Consider the following 22,897-nt stretch of genomic DNA (forward strand, 5'->3'; position numbering starts at 1 on the left):
GTTGGCTATGGATGTCCACGGACGCGAACTCCGCTACTTTCTGACCGTCGCCGAAGAACTCCACTTCACCCGGGCCGCCGAGCGCCTGTACGTCTCGCAGCCCGCGCTCAGCAAGCAGATACGGGCCCTGGAGCGGCAGCTCGGCGCCCCGCTCTTCGTCCGCGACCGCAGTGGCGTCCGCCTCACCGAGGTCGGTACGGCCCTGCTGCCGCACGCCCGTGCCGTGCTCGCCGCGTGGGCCGGGGCGGAGGAGGCGGTACGGGCCGCGCGGGCCGACGCCGAGGCCACCCTGGTCATCGGCATGGCCACCAGCCCCGGCCGGGGCGGGCTGCTGCCCGCGATCCGTTCCCGCTTCACCGAGGCCCACCCGGACGTACGGCTCCGGCTGCGCCAGGTCGGCTGGGACGACGCCAGCGCCGGGCTCGCCGACGGCTCCAGCGACCTGGCCTTCGTCTGGCTCCCGCTGCCCGGGGCCGTCGCCGCGCGCTACGACTGGCTCGTCGTCGCCACCGAGCCCCGCCTGGCCGCCCTGCCCGCGCACCATCCGCTGGCGGCCCGCGACCGGATCGCCTTCGCCGACCTCCTCGACGAGCCCTTTCTCGCCCTGCCCGGCACCATCCCCGAGCTGCGCGACGACTGGCTGGCCCTGGACGAGCGGGGCGGCCGGCCGGCCCGTATCGGCGCGGAGATCGGCTCCAGCGACGAGACGTACGAGGCGCTGGTCGGCGGCCTCGGCATCTGCCTGGTCGCCGCCGGGAACGCCCCGCTGCTCGCCCGCGACGGCGTCGTCACCCGCCCCGTCGACGGCGTCTCCCCGTCCCGCTTCGCCCTCGCCTGGCGCGCCGACGACCACCGCCCGGTCGTCCGGGACTACGCGCGGGCGGCGGCCGCCGTGGCGGGCCATGTGTGAGTCACGTGAGTCACGTGAGTCACGTGAGCCAGGTAAGGGAGGTGCGAGTCAGCGGGGCCGGAGCGGGTCGAGGGTGAACTCCCACTGGTGGCGGCTCTTGTCGATCACGAGCAGCTGCGGGCCCGCCGGGATCCGGACCTTCTCCTTCACCCGGCGGCCGTTCCACGCGTAGACGAGCTCGTCGGCGGGGCGGCGCAGCTCGTGCGGGGTGGCACCCTCGTGGCGGTTCACCTGGAACCAGCCGTTGTGCTTGTCCCGCGCCCGGACCGTCAGTTCGGCCGCGGAGCCCGTGTGGACGAAGACCTCGCGCCCGCTTCCCTCGATCGTCCCGGGCCCGATCGGGCGGGCCGCCGACAGGGGCAGGACGGTGAGCTCCCAGCGGCCGGAATGGCTCACCTTCAGCTTCACCGGGCCGCCCTTGCGCGGCGGGACGAGCAGGGCGCGGCCGTGGTGGTCGGGCAGGTCGTCGCAGAAGACGTCGTCCTCGCGGCCGGGGATCTGGACGACGAGGAAGTTGTACTCCCTCCCGACCCGCGCCTCCAGGATCACCGGTTCCGCGTTCGGCGGGAACGGTAGATCGACCGTGATCTTCTTGTCCTCCTTGCCGCTGAAGACGCGCGGCTCGAAGTCGAAGAGGCCGGCGGCCCAGGACGGGGCCGCCGCCGAGAAGGGCGCGGTTGCCGAGACGGGTGCGGTCACGGTGCCGTACGCCGCGAGGGCCGGCCCCGTCTTGGACACGCCCCGCACCGCCATCGGTACGGGTGCGGCGATGGGCAGGGGTACGGGTGTGGGCGCGGGCGCCGGCGCGGACACCGGCACCGGCGCGGGCGGTGGCGGCACCGGGAGGGGCGCCGGCGCGGCCTCGGCCACCACGACGCCGAAGTCCGTGGCGAGACCGGCGAGCCCGGAGTCGTACCCCTGCCCCACCGCCCGGAACTTCCACGCCCCGTCGCGCCGGTAGAACTCCCCGAGGACGAAGGACGTCTCGCTCGTCGCGTCCGTCACCTCGTAGTGCGCCGCCACCGCGCCGCCGGCCCCGACCACCTGCGCGTACAGGCCGGGGACCTGCCCGAACACCCCGCTGTCGACGGACCCGACGACCAGCACCCGCTGGACGGCCGGTTCGACCCGCGGCAGGTCCAGCTCCAGCCACTCGGCGAGCTGCCCGCCGCCCGTGCCCGAGCCCACGTGCCGCACGGCGCCGGACGGGTGCGCGGGCTGGCCGTGGAAGACGATGTCGGCGTCGCCGCGTACCTTGCCGGTGACGTCGAGCAGCAGGGCGGCGGCGTCCACCGCCGGCACTCCCGGCAGCTGCCGGCGGCCCACGGCGATCCTCAACGCTTCCGTCGGGACAGGGGTGTTGGCCCCCTTGGGGATGTGCGTCATGGGGCACATGGTGGCAGTGAAGACGATGTGAAGAACAGGCGATGGGGGAACCGAGTCGAGTCCGCGTCGAGCGCCGCGCCGAGGTCCTAGTCCAGGGACGCGCGGGTGAAGTGCCGTACGCGCAAGGGCTCGGCGAGGTACTCCTCCTCGCCCGGCAGCACCACCGGCTGGTCGCGCCAGCCCTCGCCCGCGTACGCGGCCAGCGCCTTCTCGTCGCGCCAACGGCTCACGTACAGCACCGAGTCGGGCGGCGCGAGCAGCACCTCGTGGTCCAGCAGCCCCGGGTGGAGGGCCGGGAACTCGCGTACCGCGGAGACGAGCATGGCGTGGAACGCCTCGAATCGGCCGGGACGAACGCGCGCTTCACTCACCCTGGTGATCACCTCGTCAGGGTGTCACGCGGGTGCGCGGCAGCCAACGGGTCGTGCGTGGTGAGGAGTGGACATCCCGGGCTGCGTCGGTGACGGTCGTCGCCGGACGACGAGGGAGCATGGGTGAGAGCGTGAGCGCCCCGGCCGCCGCGGAGTCCACCGTGGCGGCCGGGGCTCACCCGGTGAGGGAGACGCGGCCCGTCAGAGGCGAGCCGTCAGGAGGCGAGCGTCAGGAGGCGAGCGTCAGGAGTACACGATCTTGGTCTTCGTGCAGTGCGACGTGACGCCGCCCTTCGTCAGGCAGGCCCACATGACGTACTGGTGGTTCTCGGGCAGGTTGCCGCTCTTCCATACGGTGTAAGGCGAGTTGTGGCCGGCGGTGCTGACCACACGTTCGGCGATGCTGCCGTCGGGCGCGCTCAGATGGGCGACGATGCCATATCCGTCGGCGGTGGCGTCGTAGGCGCCGAGAGAGTCCCCCAGCACGCCACAGCCGGGGTTCGCGCTCCACATGGCGGAGCCGGCGTACTGGCCGGCGCCGTTGTAGACATCGACGGACGGGTACCCGCAGACCTCGTCGGCCGCGGCGGAAGCCGAGCCGGATGTCGCGGTGACGAGGCCCCCGGCCATGACGAGACTGGTCAGCGCGACGCCTGCTTTGTGTGCAATACGCATGTGTGCCCCCAAGATTCCGCCAGAACCTCCGGCGGTGGCACTCAGTATGGGATGCGGGGCGGAGCGGGGCAATGATCTTTCCGGCGGTGGATCAATGCCGGACAGGCCCAGGTGCACCCGCCCCGTCACGCCCGCGCCGAGGCGGCCGAGCAGCCTGAACGGTGCGATGGGGAACGGGACTTGTGCGCTCGGAGGATCCACGTCGGAAGCGCGTGCCAGGGGGCGGCCGCCGCACTCGTTCGATCCTTCGACTCCTCAGCCCGCGCCGCAGATGCGCAGGCCCTTGGGGGTCGCGCAGGGCAGGTGGCCGTGGGTGCCGATGACGGCCTGGCCGCCGCCCCGGGTGAGGTAGGTGAGGAAGCCGGAGGCGAGCGAGTCGGCGGGCGGCTGACCGTACGTGTAGACGTACTCGATCTCCACATACGGATAAGGGGAGTTGCCGATCTCGTCGACGTTCGGGCGGTGGCCGTTGATCGCGATGCGGTGCAGGCCCTTCAGGCTGGTGCCGGAACGCAGTTCGGTGTAGCCGATGGCGCCGGGCAGGTTGGCCACGGTCGTCAACACCTGCTCGGTGCTGTCGAGTTCGCAGCGCAGCGCCTTCGCCTCGGGGTCGTCCTTGGTCGCGCAGTTCTGGGAAGAGTTGGCAGGTTCGTTGCGTTCGAGGACGCGGCGCTGGAACACCTCGCGCGTACCGGAGTTGGCGCCCCGGCTGACGATCCGCACGGGCAGATTCGGCCCGCCCAGCACCTTCCAGTTGGTGATCTCCCCGCGGTAGACACGGCGGAGGTCGCCGAGCGTGATGTCGTCCAAGGCCACGTCGTCGTTGAGGACGACCGTGTAGAGGGAGACGGCGACCGGCTCCTCGCGCAGCTGCGGATACCCCTCGGGCTTCTTGCCGTCGGACAGGGCGAGGAGCGCGGGGGAACCCTGCGTGGTCTTGGCGCCCTGCTCGGCGAGCTGCCGGATGCCGGCCGTGGAACCGTGCGGGTCGACGACGACCTTCGCCCCCTCGCAGTCCTTCTCGTACTGCTGGGCCAGGTCGCGCACCACGGGCGCGAAGGCCGTGGAGCCGGTGACCGTGAGCGTGCCGCGGGCGCAGCCCATCGGCGGCGGCGAGTCGTCGCGCGTCACGATGATCGACGCGAGGACGATCACACAGGCCGTGAGGGTGACGACCACCGCGCGGGCGGCCCGGCCGAAGAGAGGCGGCTTGTCGTCGAAGGTCGTGCTGTGGTTCGGGTGGATGTCGCCGTCGCGTATCTCGCCGGTGACCTCGATGGGGCTGCCCACCGTCCCGCCCGTGAGCAGCACGAGCAGCTTGAAGTACTGCCCCCGGTTCAGCGCCACCCTCGGCAGCCGCACCTCGCCGCCGCTGTGCTCGACCGCCGCCGCGCTGAACGGCGCGTGGGTGAGGGCGACCGCCCGTACCGTCCGCGGAGTGAAGTCGACGGCCAGCCCGTGGGTGTCGAGGTTGTAGTCCTCCCGGCCGATCGACACGGCGCCGTCGTTCTCGATGCGGAGGAGGACGAGGGTGGCGTCGGTCATGTTCGGCTGCTCGTTGAACAGCCCGAGCCGCGCGTCGTCCCGCTCGCCCACCGTGGTGTCCAGCTGGACGCGGTGCCCGATCCGCTTGCGGCGCGGCACCCGGCGTTCGATCAGGAGGACGGCGAAGGTCACGCCCACGCCGAGCAGCGCGGTGACGACGGCGATGACGTTCTCGGGGCTGATCCAGTCCACGGGCGCCACCGTACGGACGCGTGTGCGGTTTCCGGGGCGGGGTCGCGAGCCCGCCGTCCGGTGTTCGCCGTTCCGTCACCCGGGGCGGCGCGGAGGGGGTGACCGAGGGCCGTCACCCCGCGCTTCCACCTGGTGCCAGCATCTGTTGCCGGGGTCGGCGGGCGTGGGTGTAATGGCCCCGAGGGGGCTTCCGTAGGAGGAGATCACCCATGCGCGTCGTCGAAGTGACCACCTACGGCGGACCCGAGGTCCTCGACATGGTCCGCCGTCCCGAGCCCGTCGCCGGGGAGCGGCCCGGCCGGGTGCGGGTACGGCTGCACGCCGCCGGTGTGACCATCACCGACCTGCGGATCCGGGCCGGTCTGTACGCCGACGAGCTGAGCCCGCTGAAGCCTCCCTTCGTCCTCGGCGCGGACTTCGCGGGCAAGCTGCTCGACCCCGCGCCCGGCCCGGAGGGCGAGCTGTCCGTCGGCACCCGGGTGGCGGGCTTCGTGCCCTGGTACACGGAACGGTCCGGCGAGGGCACGTACGCGGAGATCGTCCAGGTCGAACCGGGCTGGCTCGCCCCCGTCCCCGACGACGTCGGGTTCACCCAGGCGGCCTCGGTCCCGCTGGCCGCGATCACCGCCCACCAGGGCCTCGAACGCCTCGGGCTGCCTGCCGGCTCGTCCCTGCTCGTGACGGGGGCCAGCGGTGTCGTGGGGCGCTTCGCCGTCCAGTTCGCGGCAGCGGCCGGGCTGGAGGTGATGGCCGTCTCCTACGAGGGCGACGAGAGCGAACTGAAGGTCCTCGGCGCGAAGCACTGCGTCCGGCGCGGGGACGGCGCCGAGATCCTGGCGGCGGCCCGCGAGGTCGCCCCCGACGGCTTCGACGGCCTCTTCGACGGCGCGCTGATCGGCGAGACGGCGCTGCCCGCCGTGAAGAACGGCGGCGCCTTCGTCGCCCTGGCGGAAGACCGCGCGCCCCTGTCCGTACGCGACATCCGCGTCGAGACGGTGCTCGGGAAGCCGGACGCCGTATTGCTCACGAAGCTGCTGAAGCAGGTCGAGGCCCGCGAGCTGATCACCCGGGTGGCCGACGTGATGCCTCTGGAGGAGGCGTCCGAGGCCCACCGCCGGGCGGAGGCGGGCCACCGGCCCGGACGCGTCATCCTGATGATCTGACGACGGTCTTCGTCCGGGCCGTCCGGTGGGGATCCTGGATCCTGGGTTCGCTCAGCCCTGCCAGGAGAGGAACGCGCCCCAGGCGGCGGGGGCGACGGCGAAGGTGGGGCCCTCCTGCACCTTGGAGTCGCGGAGGTGGACGGAGTGGGCGCAGGCGGCGATTTCGACGCAGTCACCACCACTGCCGTCGCTGTACGAGGACTTGTGCCAGTCGAACGCGACCTCGACGCAGTTCCCGCCGCTGCTGTCGCTGTAGGAGGACTTGAACCAGCTCAGCGTGGTCCCGCTCATGTTCCTTCTCCCGCCAACCGCTTGATGAACGCCAGCGATTCAGCGGCGCTCAGGGCCTGTGACCGGATCCTCCCATAGCGCTGGGTGTAGGTGGTCACCTTGGAGGGCTCGGAGATGAGCAGACTTTCGTCCTGTACGTCGAGGTAGACGAGTCGGTCGTGCTCGGGCGTCTCGACGATGTTCAGCTCACCTCGGTCGCCCGCGAACTCGCCGCAGAGGGCGGTGTCCAGGGGCAGGACGAAGATGCTGACATTGCGGCGGAGGGCGCATTCCGCCAGGTACTCCAGCTGTTCGCGCATGATCTCCCTGCTGCCGAACGGGCGGCGCAGTGCCGCCTCGTCGATCACCAGCTCGATCTGGCATGCGGGCTTCCGGTCGAACAGCGCCTTGCGGTCCATGCGCATCTGGACCAGCTCCTCGACCCTTTCCTCGGCCTTCTCCGGAAAGCCTCCCGCGATCACCGCCCGGGCGTACCGCTCCGTCTGGAACAGGCCGTGGATGAGGTAGTTCGCGTAGAGGAAGAGGCTCAACGCCTTCTGCTCGATGGGCAGGTAGCCCTGGAACTTCTTCGGCAGCTTCTCCATCCGCACCAGCACACGCAGCTCGTCGAAGATGCCGGTGCCGTCGCCCAACACCTCCTCAAGCTTGATCAGCATCTCATCGCTCACCGGCTGCACCAGACGCTCCATCGCGCTCACGGCGGCACCGGTGTACCCCATGAGTGCCCCCAACTGTTCCTGAGTGAGCCCCTTTCGAAGGCGCATTCGCTTGGCGATCGCGGCTGCCATGCGAGCCGCCGTTCCGATGGGTTCGGTCTTCTTTGGTCGAGCCATCGCGGTCCCCTTTCGGACTCAATCGAACTCAAATGAACTCAATTGCATTCCTTTGAATTCAACTGCATGCAAGGCATGTTGACGCAGGTCGAAGGCTTTCCGAGGTGCCTCCGCAGTCGTGGAAAACGCTATCCCTGGTACGGGACGATGCGCCAGTGACCCAAGCAAACACCCAGCGAAACGCGGGCTCTTGTGATTGGATTCCGCCTCACGGTTTTCATCTCCGCAAGGCGGGCGTGCAATTCGACGCGATTCGCGTCGACGGAGACGACGGCCGGCGCCTCACCGACTGGATGGCCACCCTGACGGGCGGCGATCCCGGGCCCGTCGTCATCGAGGAGAACGGGCGGCGCGGGGTCTACTTCCTCGTCGCGCCCGGCTCCACGGCGAACCGGTCGTGGCCGCCGGGCGTGACCCGGTTCAACCAGACCCCCGGGAACATCAGCTACATCCCCGTGCCCGCCCTCACCGGCAACACCTGGCCCCTGGCCTGGTGCTTCCCGCCGACGGTCCCCGGCCGCTTCGTGCACACCCTGCTCCTGCGCTGCGCGGTGACGGAGATGCTGTCGTGACGGGTGGCGGCCCCGACGAGGCCATACCCGGCGAGGCCATAGGAGAGAGGAAGGGGGCCTGGGTCCCCGCCCCGGCCGCTGGCCTGGCGTTTTACGCCCGTACCCCGCCGTCGTCCGGCACTCTGTCTCGTCCGCCGGGTTCTCGGTGGACAAGATGGTGATGGCCGTCCGTACTCCGGTGTCCCTACCCTCTGCCGCATGACCCCTCACGTCGAACCCGACCCCCAGGCCGGTGCGGCCGTCAAGGCCGCCGACCGCGCGCACGTGTTCCACTCCTGGTCCGCCCAGGGCCTGATCGACCCGCTCGCCGTCGCCGGCGCCGAGGGCTCGTACTTCTGGGACTACGACGGCAACCGCTACCTCGACTTCACCAGCGGTCTCGTCTACACCAACATCGGCTACCAGCACCCCAAGGTGGTCGCCGCGATCCAGGAGCAGGCCGGGAAGCTGGCGACGTTCGCGCCCGCGTTCGCCATCGACGTACGGTCCGAGGCCGCGCGGCTGATCGCCGAGCGCACCCCGGGCGACCTGGACAAGATCTTCTTCACCAACGGCGGCGCCGAGGCCGTCGAGAACGCCGTCCGGATGGCCCGGCTGCACACCGGCCGCCCGAAGGTGCTCTCCGCGTACCGCTCGTACCACGGCGCCACCTCCACCGCGATCAACCTGACCGGCGACCCGCGCCGCTGGCCGTCCGACACGGCCGCCGCCGGTGTCGTGCACTTCTGGGCGCCGTACCTCTACCGTTCCGCCTTCTACGCCACCACCGAGGCGGAGGAGACCGAGCGCGCGCTGGCCCACCTGGAGTCCACGATCGCGTTCGAGGGCCCGCAGACGATCGCCGCGATCATCCTGGAGACCGTCCCCGGCACCGCCGGCATCATGACGCCGCCGCCCGGCTACCTCACCGGGGTGCGCGAGCTGTGCGACAAGTACGGCATCGTGTTCATCCTGGACGAGGTCATGGCGGGCTTCGGCCGGACCGGAAAGTGGTTCGCCGCCGAGCACTTCGACGTCGTGCCCGACCTGATGACCTTCGCGAAGGGCGTCAACTCCGGTTACGTGCCGCTCGGCGGTGTCGCGATCAGCGAGAAGATCGCCGCGACCTTCGACACCCGTCCGTACCCCGGCGGTCTCACCTACTCCGGCCACCCGCTGGCCTGCGCCGCCGCCGTCGCCACCATCCACGTGATGGAGGACGAGAAGGTCGTCGAGCACGCCGCCCACCTCGGCGAGCACGTCCTCGGCCCCGGTCTGCGCGACCTGGCCGAGCGCCACCCCTCCGTGGGCGAGGTGCGCGGCATGGGCGCGTTCTGGGCGCTCGACCTGGTCAAGAACAAGGAGACGCGCGAGCCGCTCGTCCCGTACAACGCGGCCGGCGAGGCCAACGCGCCGATGGCCGCCTTCGGCGCCGCGGCGAAGAAGAACGGTCTGTGGCCGTTCATCAACATGAACCGCACCCACGCCGTCCCCGCCTGCAACATCAGCGAGGCCGAGGCCAAGGAGGGTCTGGCGGCCCTCGACGCCGCCCTGAGCGTCGCCGACGAACACACTGTGTGATCGCCGCATCGCACACCGGCGCCCCCGGCCGCGCGCCGCACCCGCGACGCGCGGCCGGGAATCACGGCTAGATGATCATGGTCGGCCCTTGTCTGGTCTAGGGTGTCCGGGAAACCCGGACGGAGGGGGGCCGACCATGCCCGTGGGTGGAGCTGTCACCCGCAACACCCTCCGCCGCCAGATCGCGGATGCGCTCCGTGACGAAGCGCTCGCGGGGCGTCTCCGCCCCGGCGAGGAATTCACGGTCAAACAGATCGCCGAGCAGTACGGGGTGTCCGCGACCCCCGTCCGCGAGGCGCTCGTCGACCTCTGCGCCCAGGGGCTCCTCGATTCCGACCAGCACCGCGGCTTCCGCGTCCACGAGTACTCGGTCGACGACTACCGGGGCATGGTCAGCGCCCGGATGCTCGTCGTGGACGGCATCTTCCGCAGCCGGAGCCCCTACACCCCGCCCGCCGAACCCGACCTGTCGTACGGGGTCGCGCTGGTGTCGATCCGTCGCCGCGGCGAGGCGGCCGCCCGCGCGGCGCGTGCCGGGGACCTGGACGTCCTCATCGGCTACGACATCCGCTACTGGCACGAACTGGGCCGGCTCGTCGCCGACAACGACTACATCGCCGCCTTCCTGCACCGGCTGCGCGTGCAGGCGTGGGTGTTCTCCGTGCCGTACCTGCGGTCCGCCCGCCACCCCGAAGGCCACCCCGAGGGCTGGCTGTGGAGCGGGCACGTCGGGCTCGTCGACGCGGTGACCCGCGGCGACGCGGACTCCGCGGTGGCGATCGTCCGGGACTACAACGCGCGTTCGCTGGACTGGGCCGACCGGCTCGACCGGCTTCCCAAGCCCGGCAGGGACTGAGGGGAACCCGGAAGGGGCCCGACGGGAACGCGGAAGGGGCCTGCCGAACCCGGCGGAACTCGGCGGAACCCGGCGGGGACCCGGCGGGGACCCGGCGCGGACCTGACGGAGCCGACCGGGCTACCGGCGCCACGGGTTGAGGCGGGGCTTCCCCGGGCAGGCACCCAAGGCACCCCTCGGGCGTGCGGGGCGCGTGAGGCCCGCACTACCCTGGCCGTTCCGCACGAACCCATACGGGAGTCCGTACGGGGGGGCGTACGGGAGTCCGTACGGCACCTCGTACAGCGCTTCGTACGGGACCTCGTACCGGAGCCGTACGGGAACTCCGTACCGACTCACCGACCGACTCCTCCAACTGACGGAGAGCGAGCCTCCCTTGGCCTGTGACCTGTGGCTGGTCCCCCTCGTCGACGTGCTGTGCCACAGCCCCGACAACCCCTTCAGCGAGGAACTGGCCGTCTACGACCGGGCCCTGACCGCGGCCGGCCTGCCGACCGTGCCCGTCTACGCGTACATGCCCGGCCTGTCCGGCGACGTTGCCCCGGTCGCGGGCTTCGACTACGAGGCCCTGCACTTCCTGCGCCGCGCGTACCTGCTCCAGATGTGCGGGCTGCCCGTCGAGCCGGTCGGCGAGCTGGGCGGCGACTACGAGCAGCTCCTGGAGATGTTCGAGGCGACGGCCCAGCAGTCGCACCTGGTGTGGCACTTCGACCACGCGGGCGCGTACGTGCCGGTCGACTTCCCCGTACCCCTGTCGTCCGACGAGCTGCTCGAAGGCGGCGGGCCGCTCGGCTCCTCGCACGGGCTGCTGCGCGAGCTGGAGTTCGTCGCGCCCGCGATCGGGATCGACCCGGCGAACCCGCCCGCCGCGCCGCTGCCGCCGGACCGGCCCACCACCCTGGAGGAGCCCGCCGCCCCCGCCCCGTACCTCGACGCCAGTCCGTTCGCGCGCGAGCGGCACGTCTGGCTCGGGCTGCACGCGGCGGCGACGCGGAGCCTGGCCCAGGGGTCGATGATCGTGCTCAGCTAGGGCCTTTCCGGGCCTGGTTATGCTCGCCCCTTCTGAACAGCACGTATGTGGGGGAAGCATGACGCAGCAGATCGCCGACCCGATCGCCGGGCCGATCACCGACCGGCTGGGGCGGGTCGTGGTGCTGGAGGGGATCTCGGAGGACAACTGGCGTGCCGTCGCCGACGTGGCCCCCGCCGACGACCAGCGCCGGTTCGTGGCCGCCCTCGCGGCGCGCTACCTCCTGCTGTCGCTGAACGGCGGGGTCTGGACGTCGGTCGGGGTGCGCGCCGGGGACACCATCGCGGGCCACCTCATGTGGGCGTACGACGCCGAGGACGGCACGCACTGGGTCGGCGGCATGGTGGTGTCCGCCCCCGAACAGGGCCGGGGTGTGGGGCGCGCCGCCCTGCGCGCCGTGATCCAGCGCCTGTCGGCGCTGCCCGAGTGCCGGGAGATCCGTCTCTCCTGCCACCCGGACAACACCGCCGCCGCCCGTCTGTACGCCTCGCTCGGCTTCCGGGCCACGGGGGAGTACGAGGACGAGGAGGCCGTCATGGCGCTTCCGGTCCGGGTTCCCGCCGTCTGACCGGCGGGCCGGCGGGCCGGCGGGCCGGCGGACCGTCTGACCGGCGGACCGTCTGACCGGAAGCGGTCCGTACGGTTCCGGCCGCTGTCGGCGCGGATCAGTACGGATCAGCGCGGATCCGGAGGGCGCTGGCGCGGCATGTTCGGGCGGGTGCCCGGCGGGAGCGGGAAGCGGCCGGGCGGCTGGCCGGCGTCGGCGGTACGGGCCGGCGGCGGGCCCGCGATCCGTACGGCCAGCGGGGTCGGGCCGGTCCGGAACTCCACCATCCAGTCCGACGTCTCGGCCCGCACCAGCTCCGTCACGTCCTCCTCGAACCGGCGCAGCACCCCGAGGCAGCGTTCCGCCGCCTCGCTCGCCGTCCCCTCGGCCGGCCCGAGCACCTCGCGCACGCTCTCCGAGGCCCAGTCGAACTGGAGCGTCTGGAGCCGGCGCTGCACCGCCTGCGCGGTGGCCACGCTCCGCATCCAGCCCGAGGTGAGCCCGAAGTAGCGGTCGCAGCCGAAGCAGGCCGCGCCCAGGAGCAGCGCGAGATAGCCCCAGCGGATGGTGCCGGAGGCCGCCCCCGCCACGTCGAGCAGCGGCAGCGCGGCGCCCGTGATCACCCCGGCGGCGGTGCCGATGCGCAGGGCGCGGGCGGCCCGGCGCTTCCAGACCCGGTCGGTGAGGTACCACTCGGCGGTGCGCAGCGCGTGCGACTCGACCCAGCGGTACAGCTCGTCGAGACACCCGGCGGGGGAGGCCCAGTCGCCCACCGGGAAGGGCTCCCCGGTCAGATCGGGTCTCGCGGCCGGACCGTATGGCCTGCCGGGGCTCCCCGGCTGAGGCTGCGGCGGCATGTCCGGCTGCTGACTCACCGGGGGACTCCTCTGTTGTGCTTTGTGCTGATGTGTTCAGCTTGTGCGCTGTCGCTGTGAGGTCCGGCGCGGCTCTGTCCGGCTCAGAGCCCGCCGTCGGTGCGCCCTTCCTACCGCCGAATGGTGGGCCGCGGTTCCCGAAACCGGGGTTTTCCGCCCGCACGGGGGTGTTGATCAGGTGGAGAGCCCCGTCTTTCTCACTCGAAAGAGTTGCTCGGCGGCACAGTCGCGAACCACGTAGGCTCGGGATACCGGCGACCGTCGCATCGGCCGCCCGGGACATCAGGCTCCCGAGCCTTCGTGTTTTCCGAGACAGCAGGAGTGAGTGACCGTGATCCCCGGTGGTGGCCAGCCCAACATGCAGCAGCTTCTCCAGCAGGCCCAGAAGATGCAGCAGGACCTCGCCCGCGCCCAGCAGGAGCTGGCGGCGACCGAGGTCGACGGGCAGGCGGGCGGCGGCCTGGTGAAGGCCACCGTGACGGGCTCCGGCGAGCTGCGCGCCCTCGTGATCGACCCGAAGGCGGTCGACCCCGAGGACACCGAGACCCTGGCCGACCTGGTCGTGGCCGCGGTGAAGGCCGCCAACGACAACGCCCAGCAGCTCCAGCAGGCCAAGCTCGGCCCGCTCGCGCAGGGCCTCGGCGGCGGCATGCCGGGCCTCGGTTTCTGACCCGGATCCGGTCCGCGGCCGGGTCGGGTTCGATCCGGCGGGCCGCCGCGTCTTCTGCGGCCGGTTTCCAGCCACTACCGTAAGAATCAAGTACCTCAGGGAAGGCGCCGAGCGTGTACGAAGGCGTGGTTCAGGACCTCATCGACGAACTGGGCAGACTGCCCGGCGTCGGTCCCAAGAGCGCCCAGCGCATCGCCTTCCACATCCTCCAGGCCGAGCCGACCGACGTGCGGCGGCTCGCGCAGGCGTTGCTGGAGGTCAAGGAGAAGGTCCGGTTCTGCGCGGTCTGCGGCAACGTGGCGCAGCAGGAGCAGTGCAACATCTGCCGTGACCCGCGCCGGGACCTGGCCGTGATCTGCGTCGTCGAGGAACCGAAGGACGTCGTGGCGATCGAGCGGACCCGCGAGTTCCGCGGCCGCTACCACGTGCTCGGCGGCGCGATCAGCCCGATCGAGGGCGTCGGCCCCGACGACCTGCGGATCCGCGAGCTGCTCACGCGCCTCGCGGACGGCACCGTCACCGAGCTGATCCTGGCCACCGACCCCAACCTGGAGGGCGAGGCCACGGCGACGTACCTGGCGCGGATGATCAAGCCCATGGGGCTGAAGGTCACGCGCCTCGCGAGCGGTCTGCCGGTCGGCGGCGACCTGGAGTACGCCGACGAAGTCACCCTCGGGCGTGCCTTCGAGGGGCGGCGCCTGCTAGATGTATGACGACCGGGTTCGTGCGCACGACGGCGCGCTCTCAGGGAGGCACCTCGATGTCTGACGCCACGCTGCACTCCATCACACAGGACCCCGACGACTTCGCGGTGCAGATCGCGGACTCGATCGAGAGCTTCATCGTCGCCACGGCCGAGGTCGCCAAGGGCGACGAGCCGGACAGCGCGGTGCCCTTCCTGCTCCTGGAGCTCTCCCAGCTGCTGCTGGCCGGCGGGCGGCTCGGCGCGCACGCCGACATCGTCCCGGAGGAGCGCTACGAGCCGGACACGGGGCCCGATCTGGACGTGGACGAGCTGCGCGAGCGGTTCGCCCGGATGCTGGACCCGGTGGACGTGTTCTCGGAGGTCTTCGACCCGTACGAGCCGCGCACGGCGCCCGTCCCGGCCCGGATCTCCGACAACCTCGCCGACATCGTCACCGACCTGCGGCACGGGCTCGCCCACTACCGGGCGGGGCGGACCACCGAGGCGCTGTGGTGGTGGCAGTTCTCGTACTTCTCGAACTGGGGCCCCACCGCCTCCGCCACCCTGCGCGCCCTCCAGTCGCTCGTCGCGCACGTCCGCCTCGACCAGCCGCTCGCGGACCTGGCCGGGCTGGACACGGACGAGGGGCTCGCGGACGAGGCCCTGGCCGAGGAGGCCGGGCGCGTGATGATCGAGGAGATCGCCGGGCCACTGGGGCTGGGACGCGGCGACCTGACGCCCGCGCCGGAGGCGGACGTCCAGAGCTGACGCGACTCGACACGACTCGACGCGGCACGACGCGGCACGACACGGCGCGACACGTACGACGATGACGGTGGCCACCGCGGAGTGGCCGCCGTTTCGCGTGTCCGGGGACTCCGGGCGCGCGTGTCCGGGGGCCCGTACGGTGTCCGGCTCAGGGGCCGTACGGCGTCCGGCCCGGCCTCCGTACGGCGTGCTTTCGGCGTGTCCGCGGCAGGGCTCCGGCGGGGTTCCGGCGCCCCTTCCGGGTACCTCCGACGCCCCTCTGAAACGACCGTGACCGGCCCGTTCCTGCCTCCCACCTGGCTCCGACCTGCTGAATGATCACTCTGCGATCCCGAAATCTCAGGATGTGATATCGCCGGGGTGATTTTCCGACGCTCGTTAAACTGAGCCGACCGCCGCAGCGCCAGCTGTGGTGAAGACCGAGCGAGGAGCGCACGTGGGCCTTGTCGTGCAGAAGTACGGAGGCTCCTCCGTTGCCGATGCCGAAGGCATCAAGCGCGTCGCCAAGCGAATCGTGGAAGCCAAGAAGAACGGCCACCAAGTGGTCGTCGTGGTCTCCGCGATGGGCGACACGACGGACGAGCTGATCGATCTCGCCGCGCAGGTATCCCCGATGCCGGCCGGCCGCGAGTTCGACATGCTGCTGACCGCCGGAGAGCGGATCTCCATGGCCCTGCTGGCCATGGCGATCAAAAACCTGGGCCACGAGGCCCAGTCGTTCACTGGCAGTCAAGCGGGTGTCATCACCGACTCGGTCCACAACAAAGCGCGCATCATCGATGTCACGCCGGGCCGCATCCGTACCGCCCTCGACGAGGGCAACATCGCCATCGTCGCCGGCTTCCAGGGCGTGTCCGCCGACAAGAAGGACATCACCACCCTGGGCCGCGGCGGCTCCGACACGACCGCCGTCGCCCTGGCCGCCGCGCTGGACGCCGAGGTCTGCGAGATCTACACGGACGTCGACGGCGTCTTCACCGCCGACCCCCGCGTGGTGAAGAAGGCGAAGAAGATCGAGTGGATCTCCTTCGAGGACATGCTGGAGCTCGCCGCCTCCGGCTCCAAGGTGCTGCTGCACCGCTGCGTCGAGTACGCGCGCCGCTACAACATCCCGATCCACGTCCGGTCGTCCTTCTCGGGCCTCCAGGGCACCTGGGTCAGCAACGAACGCCCTGTCGAACAAGGAGCCCAGAAGGTGGAGCAGGCCATCATCTCCGGTGTCGCCCACGACACCTCCGAGGCGAAGATCACGGTCGTCGGCGTGCCCGACAAGCCGGGTGAGGCCGCGGCCATCTTCCGCGCCATCGCGGACGCCGGGATCAACATCGACATGATCGTGCAGAACGTGTCCGCCGCGGCCACCGGCCTCACGGACATCTCCTTCACGCTCCCCAAGGCCGAGGGCCGCAAGGCCATCGACGCCCTGGAGAAGGGGCGCGGCACGATCGGCTTCGACTCGCTGCGCTACGACGACCAGATCGGCAAGATCTCGCTCGTCGGCGCCGGCATGAAGACCAACCCCGGCGTCACCGCGGACTTCTTCCGCGCGCTGTCCGACTCGGGCGTCAACATCGAGCTGATCTCCACCTCCGAGATCCGCATCTCGGTCGTGACCCGCGCCGACGACGTGAACGAGGCCGTCCGCGCCGTCCACACCGCCTTCGGTCTGGACAGCGACTCGGACGAGGCCGTCGTCTACGGCGGCACCGGCCGCTAGCTCGCCCACGCGGTCCGTTTTCAGGACGCACCGTCACATTCCCTCGCGCCGTACGGCTTTGGCCGTACGGCGCTGTGGCATACCCCGGCACTCCGTCGCTCATTGCACGGGAATCCGCACGCGCATCCGCACGGGCATCGGCAGGGGATATGACAGACACGCGTCCGTTCAACTTTGTAGGATCTGTGAACGCCTTGTGAGCAAGTCGGCTCCGGACGCCTCTTGATCAGGTCAGATGTCCTGGACGACGATGCTCATCCCTCCTCACCGCAACCGGCGGTAGGTCGGGAGCGTCTACGCGTGCGCCCGAACCCATGCGACGTGGAGCACGTGCGAGAGCGGGCCATTGGGGGAGAACGGGTGCGCATGAGGACAAACGACGCACCGCCAAAAACGGTGGCGTACGCGTACAACCCTGGCGGGGGGCAGCGTGTCCAACAGGCGTGGCAGAGGTACTCGACATGGCGGCGTTCATCCCGCTGCACGGCACGGGGGTGCGATCGCTCGGGCGGGCGCGCCCGGCCGGCGGCATGCCGGTGATCGCGCCCGTGCCCATCCGAACCCGGCAGGCCCGGGAATCCCGGTCGTCACGGCCCCCGGCCGTGAACGGCATCCCGACGCCCCGCGAGGGCGCTGACGACGCGATGGCTGCCGGTACGACGGTCGACCACCTCACGGAGACCTACCGCGCGCACTACCGTTCCCTGCTCGGTCTCGCGGCGCTGCTCCTCGACGACACCGCTTCCTGCGAGGACGTCGTGCAGGAGGCGTTCATCCGGGTGCACTCCGCGCGCAACCGGGTGCGGGACCCCGAGAAGACTCTGGCCTATCTGCGGCAGACGGTCGTCAATCTGTCGCGGTCGGCGCTGCGCCGCCGCATCCTCGGGCTCAAGCTGCTCTCGAAGCCGATGCCCGACATGGCGAGCGCCGAGGAGGGCGCGTACGACCAGCTGGAGCGCGACGCGCTGATCAAGGCGATGCGCGGACTCCAGCGACGCCAGCGTGAAGTCCTCGTCCTGCGATACTTCGCCGACATGACGGAGGCACAGGTCGCGGAGACCCTCGGCATCTCGCTCGGGTCGGTCAAGGCGTACGGTTCGCGGGGCATCGCGGCGCTGCGTGTCGCGATGGAGGCCACCTCATGAGCGGGCACGGCCGCCTGGACGGCGGCGTCGGCACCGGCGGTGCCGACGGGCCGGAGGAGTACGAGGAACACGAGCACGCCGCCGCGCCCTTGAAGCGTGCGCGGCACGGCGCGGACGACCGACACGACGAGCAGGACCGGCGAGATCAGCACCACCGGCAAGACCAGCAAGACCAGCAAGACCAGCAAGAGCAGCAAGACCAGCAAGACCTGTGGGACCGGCAGGACCAGTCGAACGGGCACGACCCGCGCGGCCAGCACAGTGACCGGGACGACGTGAGTGGACACGGGATGGTGAACGAAGCACCGGAGGACGGCCTGCCCGACGAGTTGGCGCTGCGGCGGCTGCTCCAGGGCGCGGTGTCCGGTCTCGAACCCGCTCCGGGGGTCCTCGACCACCTGCGCCAGGCGGTCCCCGCCCGCAGAGCCCGTAAGCGGCAGGCCATCGTCGGCCTGGCCGCCGCGGTCGTCCTCGTGGGCACCGCCGTACCCGCCCTGGTGCACGTCGCCTCGTCGGGCGGCCTCAGCGCCTCCGACCAGGCGGTCAACGCGGGACACGGCGAGCAGGCCCAGGGCGGCACCGGCAGCGAGACCGGCGTCGAGGGCGGCAGCAAGCAGCCCGGCGCCGGCCCCGGCGCCGGGGCGAGCGCGCCGCCCGACGGCGGCACCAAGGGCGGCGGCGAGCCCGACACCCCGGCGGACGGCAAGACCGGCGGCGCCGGCGCCGCGGCCAGCCCCTCCCCGCCCCCGGACGGCGTGGCGGGCTGCCAGGCCGCCCAGCTCGGCGTCACCTCGGCCCGGGCCGACGCGCCCGACGCGGCCGGGAAGGTCTACGGCAGCTTCCGTATCGCCAACGTCTCCGGCCGCGAGTGCGTGGTCGAGGGCGCGGGCACGGTCGACTTCCAGGCGCGGGGCGCGGCCGACAAGAAGAAGATCGCCGTCGTGGAGCACATCTCGGGAGACGCGGCCGGCGGGCTGCCCGACCCCTCCACGGAGTCGCCGAAGCTGCTGCTGCCCCCGGACAACGCGTACGAGGTGCGGTTCGCCTGGGTGCCCAGCGACACCTGTGTCCCGAGCCCCGGCGGCGCCGGCGGTGTCCCGGCGACCCCGTCCCCGACCCCGACCACCGACAGCGGCGCGTCGACGGGCGGCGATGCCGGCGGTGCCACGGGTACGAGCGGACAGGTCCCGTCCGACGGCGGGTCCGCGCCCCAGCTCGGCACGGTCGACGGCGCCCCGGCGGACGGCAGCGTCGCGGTGTCGCACACGGCGGACCCGGGCGGCCCGGTCGCCGAGACCACCATCCCCAACGCCTGTGCGGGCACCATCTACCGGACCGGAGTCATCGGCTCCTCCTGACCCCCCCCCGTACACAAAGGCCCGGGCCCGACGGTGTCCACCGTCGGGCCCGGGCCTTTCGTATGTCGTCCCAGCGTCCTACAGCCCGAGGGCCGCGTCCCGGGAGGCCTCCCGCTCGCGGCGCAGCAGCCGGAACCACATGAAGACCACGAAGCCGGCGAACACGAACCACTCGGCGGTGTAGCCCAGGTTCTGGAACGCCTTCAGGTCGAGGCTGGTGCCCTCCGGCGCCGTCGCCGGCACCGGGGTGAGCCCGGCGGGGGAGTCGGTCAGGGTGATCCAGGCGTCGTACACGTCGTCCGTGACCACGTTGACGAGCGCGGCGGCGCTGATCATGCCGAGCTGCCCCTCGGGCAGCCCGCCGGCGGTCCGGACGCCCTTGGAACCCGGGCTCTCGGAGACCTGCAGCGCGCCGTCGACGGTGACCTCGCCGGACGGCGGGGCCGGCGCCTTCGCACCGGCCGGCAGCCAGCCCCGGACCACCGGCAGCGCGCGGCCGCCGTCGGTCTTCAGCAGGGTGAGGACGTACGCGCCGGTGCGGCCGTCCAGCTCCCGGTCGGGGACCAGGAACTGCTGCTCGTACCGCCCGCTGGCCCGCGCGATCCGGCCCGAGGTCTCGGTGTCCACGGGCAGCAGCGAGTCCAGCGGCTCGGCCCGTGGGGCCGGCCGGTCGGCCCGCTGCTCGGCCTGCTGATGGGAGGCGACCTTGTCCTCGAATCTGCCCAGCTGCCACATCCCCATGAACACGCAGAACGGGATGGCGAGGAGGACGAAGACGTTGATCCCCCACCAGCGGGGCGTTCTCAGGAACTGGTACACGCCTCCACGGTACGGGGGCCCGCCCGCCTCCCGGCGGCCCGGGTCCCCTGTCCGGCTCCCGTGTCCCCTTCCGTGTCCCGCCCGTGTCCCTCCGTGCGTTCGCGCCTACTTCGCGGAGCCCGGCGTCCCCAGGTGCCGGGCCGCGAAGTCGAGGTCCAGGCGCAGCTGCTTGATCCGCTCCTCGACCACCAGCGAGCCGTGCCCCGCGTCGTACCGGTACACCTCGTGCACCGCGCCGCGGGCGGCCAGCCGGTCGACGTAGTTGTCGATCTGGCGGATCGGGCAGCGCGGGTCGTTGACGCCGGCCACGATGTGCACCGGGGCCTTGACCCGGTCCACGTACGTCAGCGGCGACGAGGCCGCGAACCGCTCCGGGACCTCCTCGGGCGAGCCGCCGAGCAGCGTGCGGTCCAGCGCCTTCAGGGCCTCCATCTCGTCCTCGTACGCCGTCACGTAGTCGGCGACGGGCACGGCCGCGAGGCCCACAGCCCAGACGTCCGGCTGGGTGCCGAGGCCGAGCAGGGTGAGGTAGCCGCCCCAGGAGCCGCCCGACAGGACCAGCTTCGCCGGGTCGGCCAGGCCGCTCGTGACCGCCCATTCGCGGACCGCCGCGATGTCCTCCAGCTCGATCAGGCCGACGCGGTGCTTGAGCGCGTCCGTCCACTCCCGGCCGTAGCCGGTGGAGCCGCGGTAGTTGACCCGCACCACCGCGTACCCGTGGTCGAGCCAGGCCGCCGGGGCGGACGCGAAGGCGTCGCTGTCGTGCCAGGTCGGGCCGCCGTGCACCTCGAACACCGTCGGGAACGGGCCCTCGCCCGCCGCCGGGCGCTGCACCAGCGCGTGCACCCGGCCGCCGGGGCCGTCCACCCACACGTCCTCCACGGCGATCGAGGCCGGCGCCTTCGGGCCGGGCGGGTCGAGCACGACGGAGCCGTCCGTGGACCGCACCACCGGCGGCACCGCGGCCGACGACCACAGGTACTCCACCGTGCCGTCCGGGCGCGCCGTCGCGTCCGAGACCGTGCCGGCCGGGGTCTCCACCCGGACCAGGGCGCCGGTGGCGATGTCGTACCGCCACAGCTCGGTCCGGGCCTCGTAGCCGTGCTCGATCAGCAGGCCGGAGCCGTCCGGGTACCACTCCGCCGACACGTCGCCGGGCAGGTCGAGCCGCAGATCGGTCTCCGTGCCCGTGGCCACGTCCCACAGCATCGGCTCCCAGCGGCCGCGCCGCTGGTGCCCGACCAGCAGCCGGGTGTCCCCGGCCCGCGGCGCGAAGCCGAGGACGCTCAGGCCCAGCTCCTCCGTACCGCCCTTGGTGTCGTCGAGCTCGGCCACCACCGGGACGCCGCCCGAGTCACCGCCCGAGTCACCGCCCGAGTCACCGCCCGAGGTGCCGTCCGAGACGCTGTCCGCACGTACGACGCGGATCGCCGAGTGCATCGCGTCGCCGTGCTCGGTGTGCTCGATCGCGATCAGGGAGCCGTCCCGGGACAGGTCGCCGACACCGGCCGACTCGCGGTGCCGGTAGATCTCCACCGGCGCCTCGGCGCCCGGCCGCAGCAGGTGCACGGTCGAGCCGTCCTCGTCCGTGGACCGGCCCACCACGACCGTGCCGTCCCGGCCGAGGGCGAGCCCGGCGGAGTAGGAGGCGTCGAGTCCCGGCACGGCCGGCTCGTCCGCGCCGCCCTCGAAGGGCTGGCGCATCCACACGCCGAACTCGTCGCCGTCGGAGTCCGCGAACCACCAGATCGCGGTGCCGTCCGGGCTCAGCGTGCCGTCCGTCGTCCCGTTCGGCCGGTCGGTGACCTGCCGCTGCCCGCCGGTCGCCCGGTCCCACGCGTACAGCTCGAAGGTCCCCGTCGCGTTCGACACGAACAGTGAGCGGTCCGGGGCGTCCTCCGCCCACTCCGGCAGGGAGACCCGCGGCGCGCGGAACCGCTGCTCCCAGGCCGGGGCCTCGGCGAAGTCCTTGTTGCTCGTGCTGCTGTCGGTGGCGTCGGTGCTCTGGGTGCTCTCGGTCATGAAGCCATGATGCTCTGCCCGGCGGACAAATTGTTCGCCCGATCCCCAACCTGTGGATAACCTCGCGGGCATGTATGGACCGACACCGGAAGACTGGTACGCAGCCAACCGCGCCCTGTGGGACGAGCGGGTGCCGATCCACGCCGCCAGCGACTACTACGGCCTCGACCGCTTCCGGGCCGGCGAGGACCCGCTGCGCGCCTTCGAACGGGAGGAGGTCGGCGACGTCACCGGCCGCTCCCTCCTGCACCTCCAGTGCCACTTCGGCCTCGACACCCTCTCCTGGGCCCGGCACGGCGCCGCGCACGTCGTCGGCCTCGACTTCTCCGAACCGGCCGTCGAGACCGCCCGCGCCCTCGCCGCCGACCTCGGGCTGACCCCGGACCGGGCCGCGTTCGTCGCCGCCGACGTGTACGACGCCGCCGAGGCCGTGCCGGACTCCTCGTACGACATCGTCTACACCGGCGGCGGCGCGCTGTGCTGGATGCCGGACCTCGACCGCTGGGCGGAGACGGTCGCCGCCCTGGTCGCCCCCGGCGGCTTCCTCTACGTCGCCGAGTTCCATCCGTTCGCCGACTCCTTCGACGACGAGACCGGGACCCGGCTCGTCCACGACTACTTCGTGCGCGACCCGTGGGTGGACACCACCTCCACCGGGACGTACGCGGACCGGGACGCCGCCACCGTCCACAACCGCAGCGTGGAGTGGGTGCACCCGGTCGGCGCGGTCGTCACGGCCATCGCCCGGGCCGGACTGCGCATCGAGTTCCTGCACGAGCACGACATGACGCTGCACGCGCGCTACGAGAACCTCCAGCGGCAGGACGACGGCTCGTACCGCTTCCCGGCCGGGCACCCCCGGATCCCGCTGATGTACTCGATCAAGGCGACCAAGCCCGCGTCGTAG

At 71.9% G+C, this 22,897-nt stretch carries 23 protein-coding genes; 14 read left to right on the plus strand and 9 right to left on the minus strand.

The window, feature by feature from the left end; translation table 11 throughout:
- Positions 1-7 precede the first annotated feature (7 nt).
- Positions 8-910 carry a LysR family transcriptional regulator gene (locus ABZ693_RS05820; protein WP_359873764.1) on the plus strand — a complete coding sequence of 301 codons (903 nt, stop codon included), beginning with the start codon at positions 8-10 and terminating at the stop codon, positions 908-910.
- A gap of 48 nt (positions 911-958) precedes the next feature.
- Here ABZ693_RS05820 and ABZ693_RS05825 read toward each other — a convergent pair whose 3' ends face one another.
- From ABZ693_RS05825 to ABZ693_RS05840, 4 genes are all read right to left on the minus strand, one after another.
- On the minus strand, positions 959-2,296 hold the full coding sequence (locus ABZ693_RS05825) for a TerD family protein (protein WP_359873766.1): 1,338 nt from the start codon (positions 2,294-2,296) through the stop codon (positions 959-961).
- A gap of 86 nt (positions 2,297-2,382) precedes the next feature.
- Positions 2,383-2,667, minus strand: a complete 285-nt coding sequence (locus ABZ693_RS05830) for an antibiotic biosynthesis monooxygenase (protein ID WP_359873768.1) — start codon at positions 2,665-2,667, stop codon at positions 2,383-2,385.
- 243 nt (positions 2,668-2,910) lie between these two features.
- The gene (locus tag ABZ693_RS05835) at positions 2,911-3,342 is read right to left on the minus strand and encodes a hypothetical protein (protein WP_359873770.1); all 432 of its coding nucleotides are present in this window, start codon (positions 3,340-3,342) and stop codon (positions 2,911-2,913) included.
- 255 nt (positions 3,343-3,597) lie between these two features.
- Positions 3,598-5,079: a substrate-binding domain-containing protein gene (locus tag ABZ693_RS05840; RefSeq protein WP_359873772.1), complete on the minus strand. Its 1,482-nt coding sequence runs from the start codon at positions 5,077-5,079 to the stop codon at positions 3,598-3,600.
- A gap of 209 nt (positions 5,080-5,288) precedes the next feature.
- Here ABZ693_RS05840 and ABZ693_RS05845 point away from each other — a divergent pair, with 209 nt between their 5' ends.
- Positions 5,289-6,242: an NADP-dependent oxidoreductase gene (locus ABZ693_RS05845; RefSeq protein ID WP_359873774.1), complete on the plus strand. Its 954-nt coding sequence runs from the start codon at positions 5,289-5,291 to the stop codon at positions 6,240-6,242.
- A 51-nt stretch (positions 6,243-6,293) separates the two neighbouring features.
- Here the strand turns inward: ABZ693_RS05845 and ABZ693_RS05850 are convergent, their stop codons facing one another.
- Positions 6,294-6,533: a DUF397 domain-containing protein gene (locus tag ABZ693_RS05850; RefSeq protein WP_359873776.1), complete on the minus strand. Its 240-nt coding sequence runs from the start codon at positions 6,531-6,533 to the stop codon at positions 6,294-6,296.
- On the minus strand, positions 6,530-7,366 hold the full coding sequence (locus ABZ693_RS05855; protein ID WP_435842354.1) for a helix-turn-helix domain-containing protein: 837 nt from the start codon (positions 7,364-7,366) through the stop codon (positions 6,530-6,532). The genes ABZ693_RS05850 and ABZ693_RS05855 overlap by 4 nt, the downstream gene beginning before the upstream one ends.
- A 236-nt stretch (positions 7,367-7,602) precedes the next feature.
- Between ABZ693_RS05855 and ABZ693_RS05860 the strand changes: the two genes are divergently transcribed.
- The 5 genes from ABZ693_RS05860 (at position 7,603) to ABZ693_RS05880 (ending at position 11,952) form a co-directional block, all read left to right on the plus strand.
- Positions 7,603-7,938, plus strand: coding sequence for a hypothetical protein (locus ABZ693_RS05860; RefSeq protein ID WP_359873780.1), 336 nt, complete (start codon positions 7,603-7,605; stop codon positions 7,936-7,938).
- Positions 7,939-8,136: 198 nt separating this feature from the next.
- Complete coding sequence (locus ABZ693_RS05865; RefSeq protein WP_359873782.1) at positions 8,137-9,498, plus strand: aspartate aminotransferase family protein; 1,362 nt, start codon at positions 8,137-8,139, stop codon at positions 9,496-9,498.
- Between the two features lie 136 nt (positions 9,499-9,634).
- Positions 9,635-10,354, plus strand: a complete 720-nt coding sequence (locus tag ABZ693_RS05870) for a GntR family transcriptional regulator (protein WP_359873783.1) — start codon at positions 9,635-9,637, stop codon at positions 10,352-10,354.
- 376 nt (positions 10,355-10,730) lie between these two features.
- On the plus strand, positions 10,731-11,384 hold the full coding sequence (locus tag ABZ693_RS05875; protein WP_359873785.1) for a putative DNA-mimic protein: 654 nt from the start codon (positions 10,731-10,733) through the stop codon (positions 11,382-11,384).
- Between the two features lie 58 nt (positions 11,385-11,442).
- Entirely contained in the window at positions 11,443-11,952 is a 510-nt protein-coding gene (locus ABZ693_RS05880) for a GNAT family N-acetyltransferase (protein WP_359873787.1), read from the plus strand.
- A 107-nt stretch (positions 11,953-12,059) separates the two neighbouring features.
- Here the strand turns inward: ABZ693_RS05880 and ABZ693_RS05885 are convergent, their stop codons facing one another.
- Positions 12,060-12,788 carry an SLATT domain-containing protein gene (locus ABZ693_RS05885; protein WP_359873965.1) on the minus strand — a complete coding sequence of 243 codons (729 nt, stop codon included), beginning with the start codon at positions 12,786-12,788 and terminating at the stop codon, positions 12,060-12,062.
- Between the two features lie 349 nt (positions 12,789-13,137).
- Here ABZ693_RS05885 and ABZ693_RS05890 point away from each other — a divergent pair, with 349 nt between their 5' ends.
- The 6 genes from ABZ693_RS05890 (at position 13,138) to ABZ693_RS05915 (ending at position 19,149) form a co-directional block, all read left to right on the plus strand.
- The gene (locus ABZ693_RS05890; protein ID WP_359873967.1) at positions 13,138-13,476 is read left to right on the plus strand and encodes a YbaB/EbfC family nucleoid-associated protein; all 339 of its coding nucleotides are present in this window, start codon (positions 13,138-13,140) and stop codon (positions 13,474-13,476) included.
- 113 nt (positions 13,477-13,589) lie between these two features.
- Positions 13,590-14,189 carry a recombination mediator RecR gene (recR, locus tag ABZ693_RS05895; protein WP_359873789.1) on the plus strand — a complete coding sequence of 200 codons (600 nt, stop codon included), beginning with the start codon at positions 13,590-13,592 and terminating at the stop codon, positions 14,187-14,189.
- Positions 14,190-14,236: 47 nt separating this feature from the next.
- A complete protein-coding gene (locus ABZ693_RS05900) occupies positions 14,237-14,929 on the plus strand; it encodes a DUF5063 domain-containing protein (protein WP_359873791.1) in 693 nt (230 codons plus the stop codon).
- Positions 14,930-15,365: 436 nt separating this feature from the next.
- The gene (locus ABZ693_RS05905) at positions 15,366-16,646 is read left to right on the plus strand and encodes an aspartate kinase (protein ID WP_359873793.1); all 1,281 of its coding nucleotides are present in this window, start codon (positions 15,366-15,368) and stop codon (positions 16,644-16,646) included.
- Positions 16,647-17,176: 530 nt separating this feature from the next.
- A complete protein-coding gene (locus ABZ693_RS05910) occupies positions 17,177-17,791 on the plus strand; it encodes a SigE family RNA polymerase sigma factor (RefSeq protein ID WP_359873969.1) in 615 nt (204 codons plus the stop codon).
- The gene (locus ABZ693_RS05915; RefSeq protein WP_359873795.1) at positions 17,788-19,149 is read left to right on the plus strand and encodes a hypothetical protein; all 1,362 of its coding nucleotides are present in this window, start codon (positions 17,788-17,790) and stop codon (positions 19,147-19,149) included. The genes ABZ693_RS05910 and ABZ693_RS05915 overlap by 4 nt, the downstream gene beginning before the upstream one ends.
- 78 nt (positions 19,150-19,227) lie before the next feature.
- Here the strand turns inward: ABZ693_RS05915 and ABZ693_RS05920 are convergent, their stop codons facing one another.
- Both ABZ693_RS05920 and ABZ693_RS05925 read right to left on the minus strand, forming a co-directional pair.
- Entirely contained in the window at positions 19,228-19,968 is a 741-nt protein-coding gene (locus ABZ693_RS05920) for an SURF1 family protein (protein ID WP_359873797.1), read from the minus strand.
- A gap of 105 nt (positions 19,969-20,073) precedes the next feature.
- Positions 20,074-21,990 (minus strand): S9 family peptidase, encoded by a 1,917-nt coding sequence (locus ABZ693_RS05925; RefSeq protein WP_359873799.1) that lies wholly within the window; start codon positions 21,988-21,990, stop codon positions 20,074-20,076.
- 70 nt (positions 21,991-22,060) lie between these two features.
- On the opposite strand from ABZ693_RS05925, the gene ABZ693_RS05930 reads away from it, so the two are divergent.
- Complete coding sequence (locus tag ABZ693_RS05930; protein ID WP_359873801.1) at positions 22,061-22,897, plus strand: class I SAM-dependent methyltransferase; 837 nt, start codon at positions 22,061-22,063, stop codon at positions 22,895-22,897.

Origin of the sequence: Streptomyces laurentii (genome assembly GCF_040635425.1) — a bacterium.
In the GTDB taxonomy this organism is placed as follows: Bacteria; Actinomycetota; Actinomycetes; order Streptomycetales; family Streptomycetaceae; genus Streptomyces; species Streptomyces laurentii.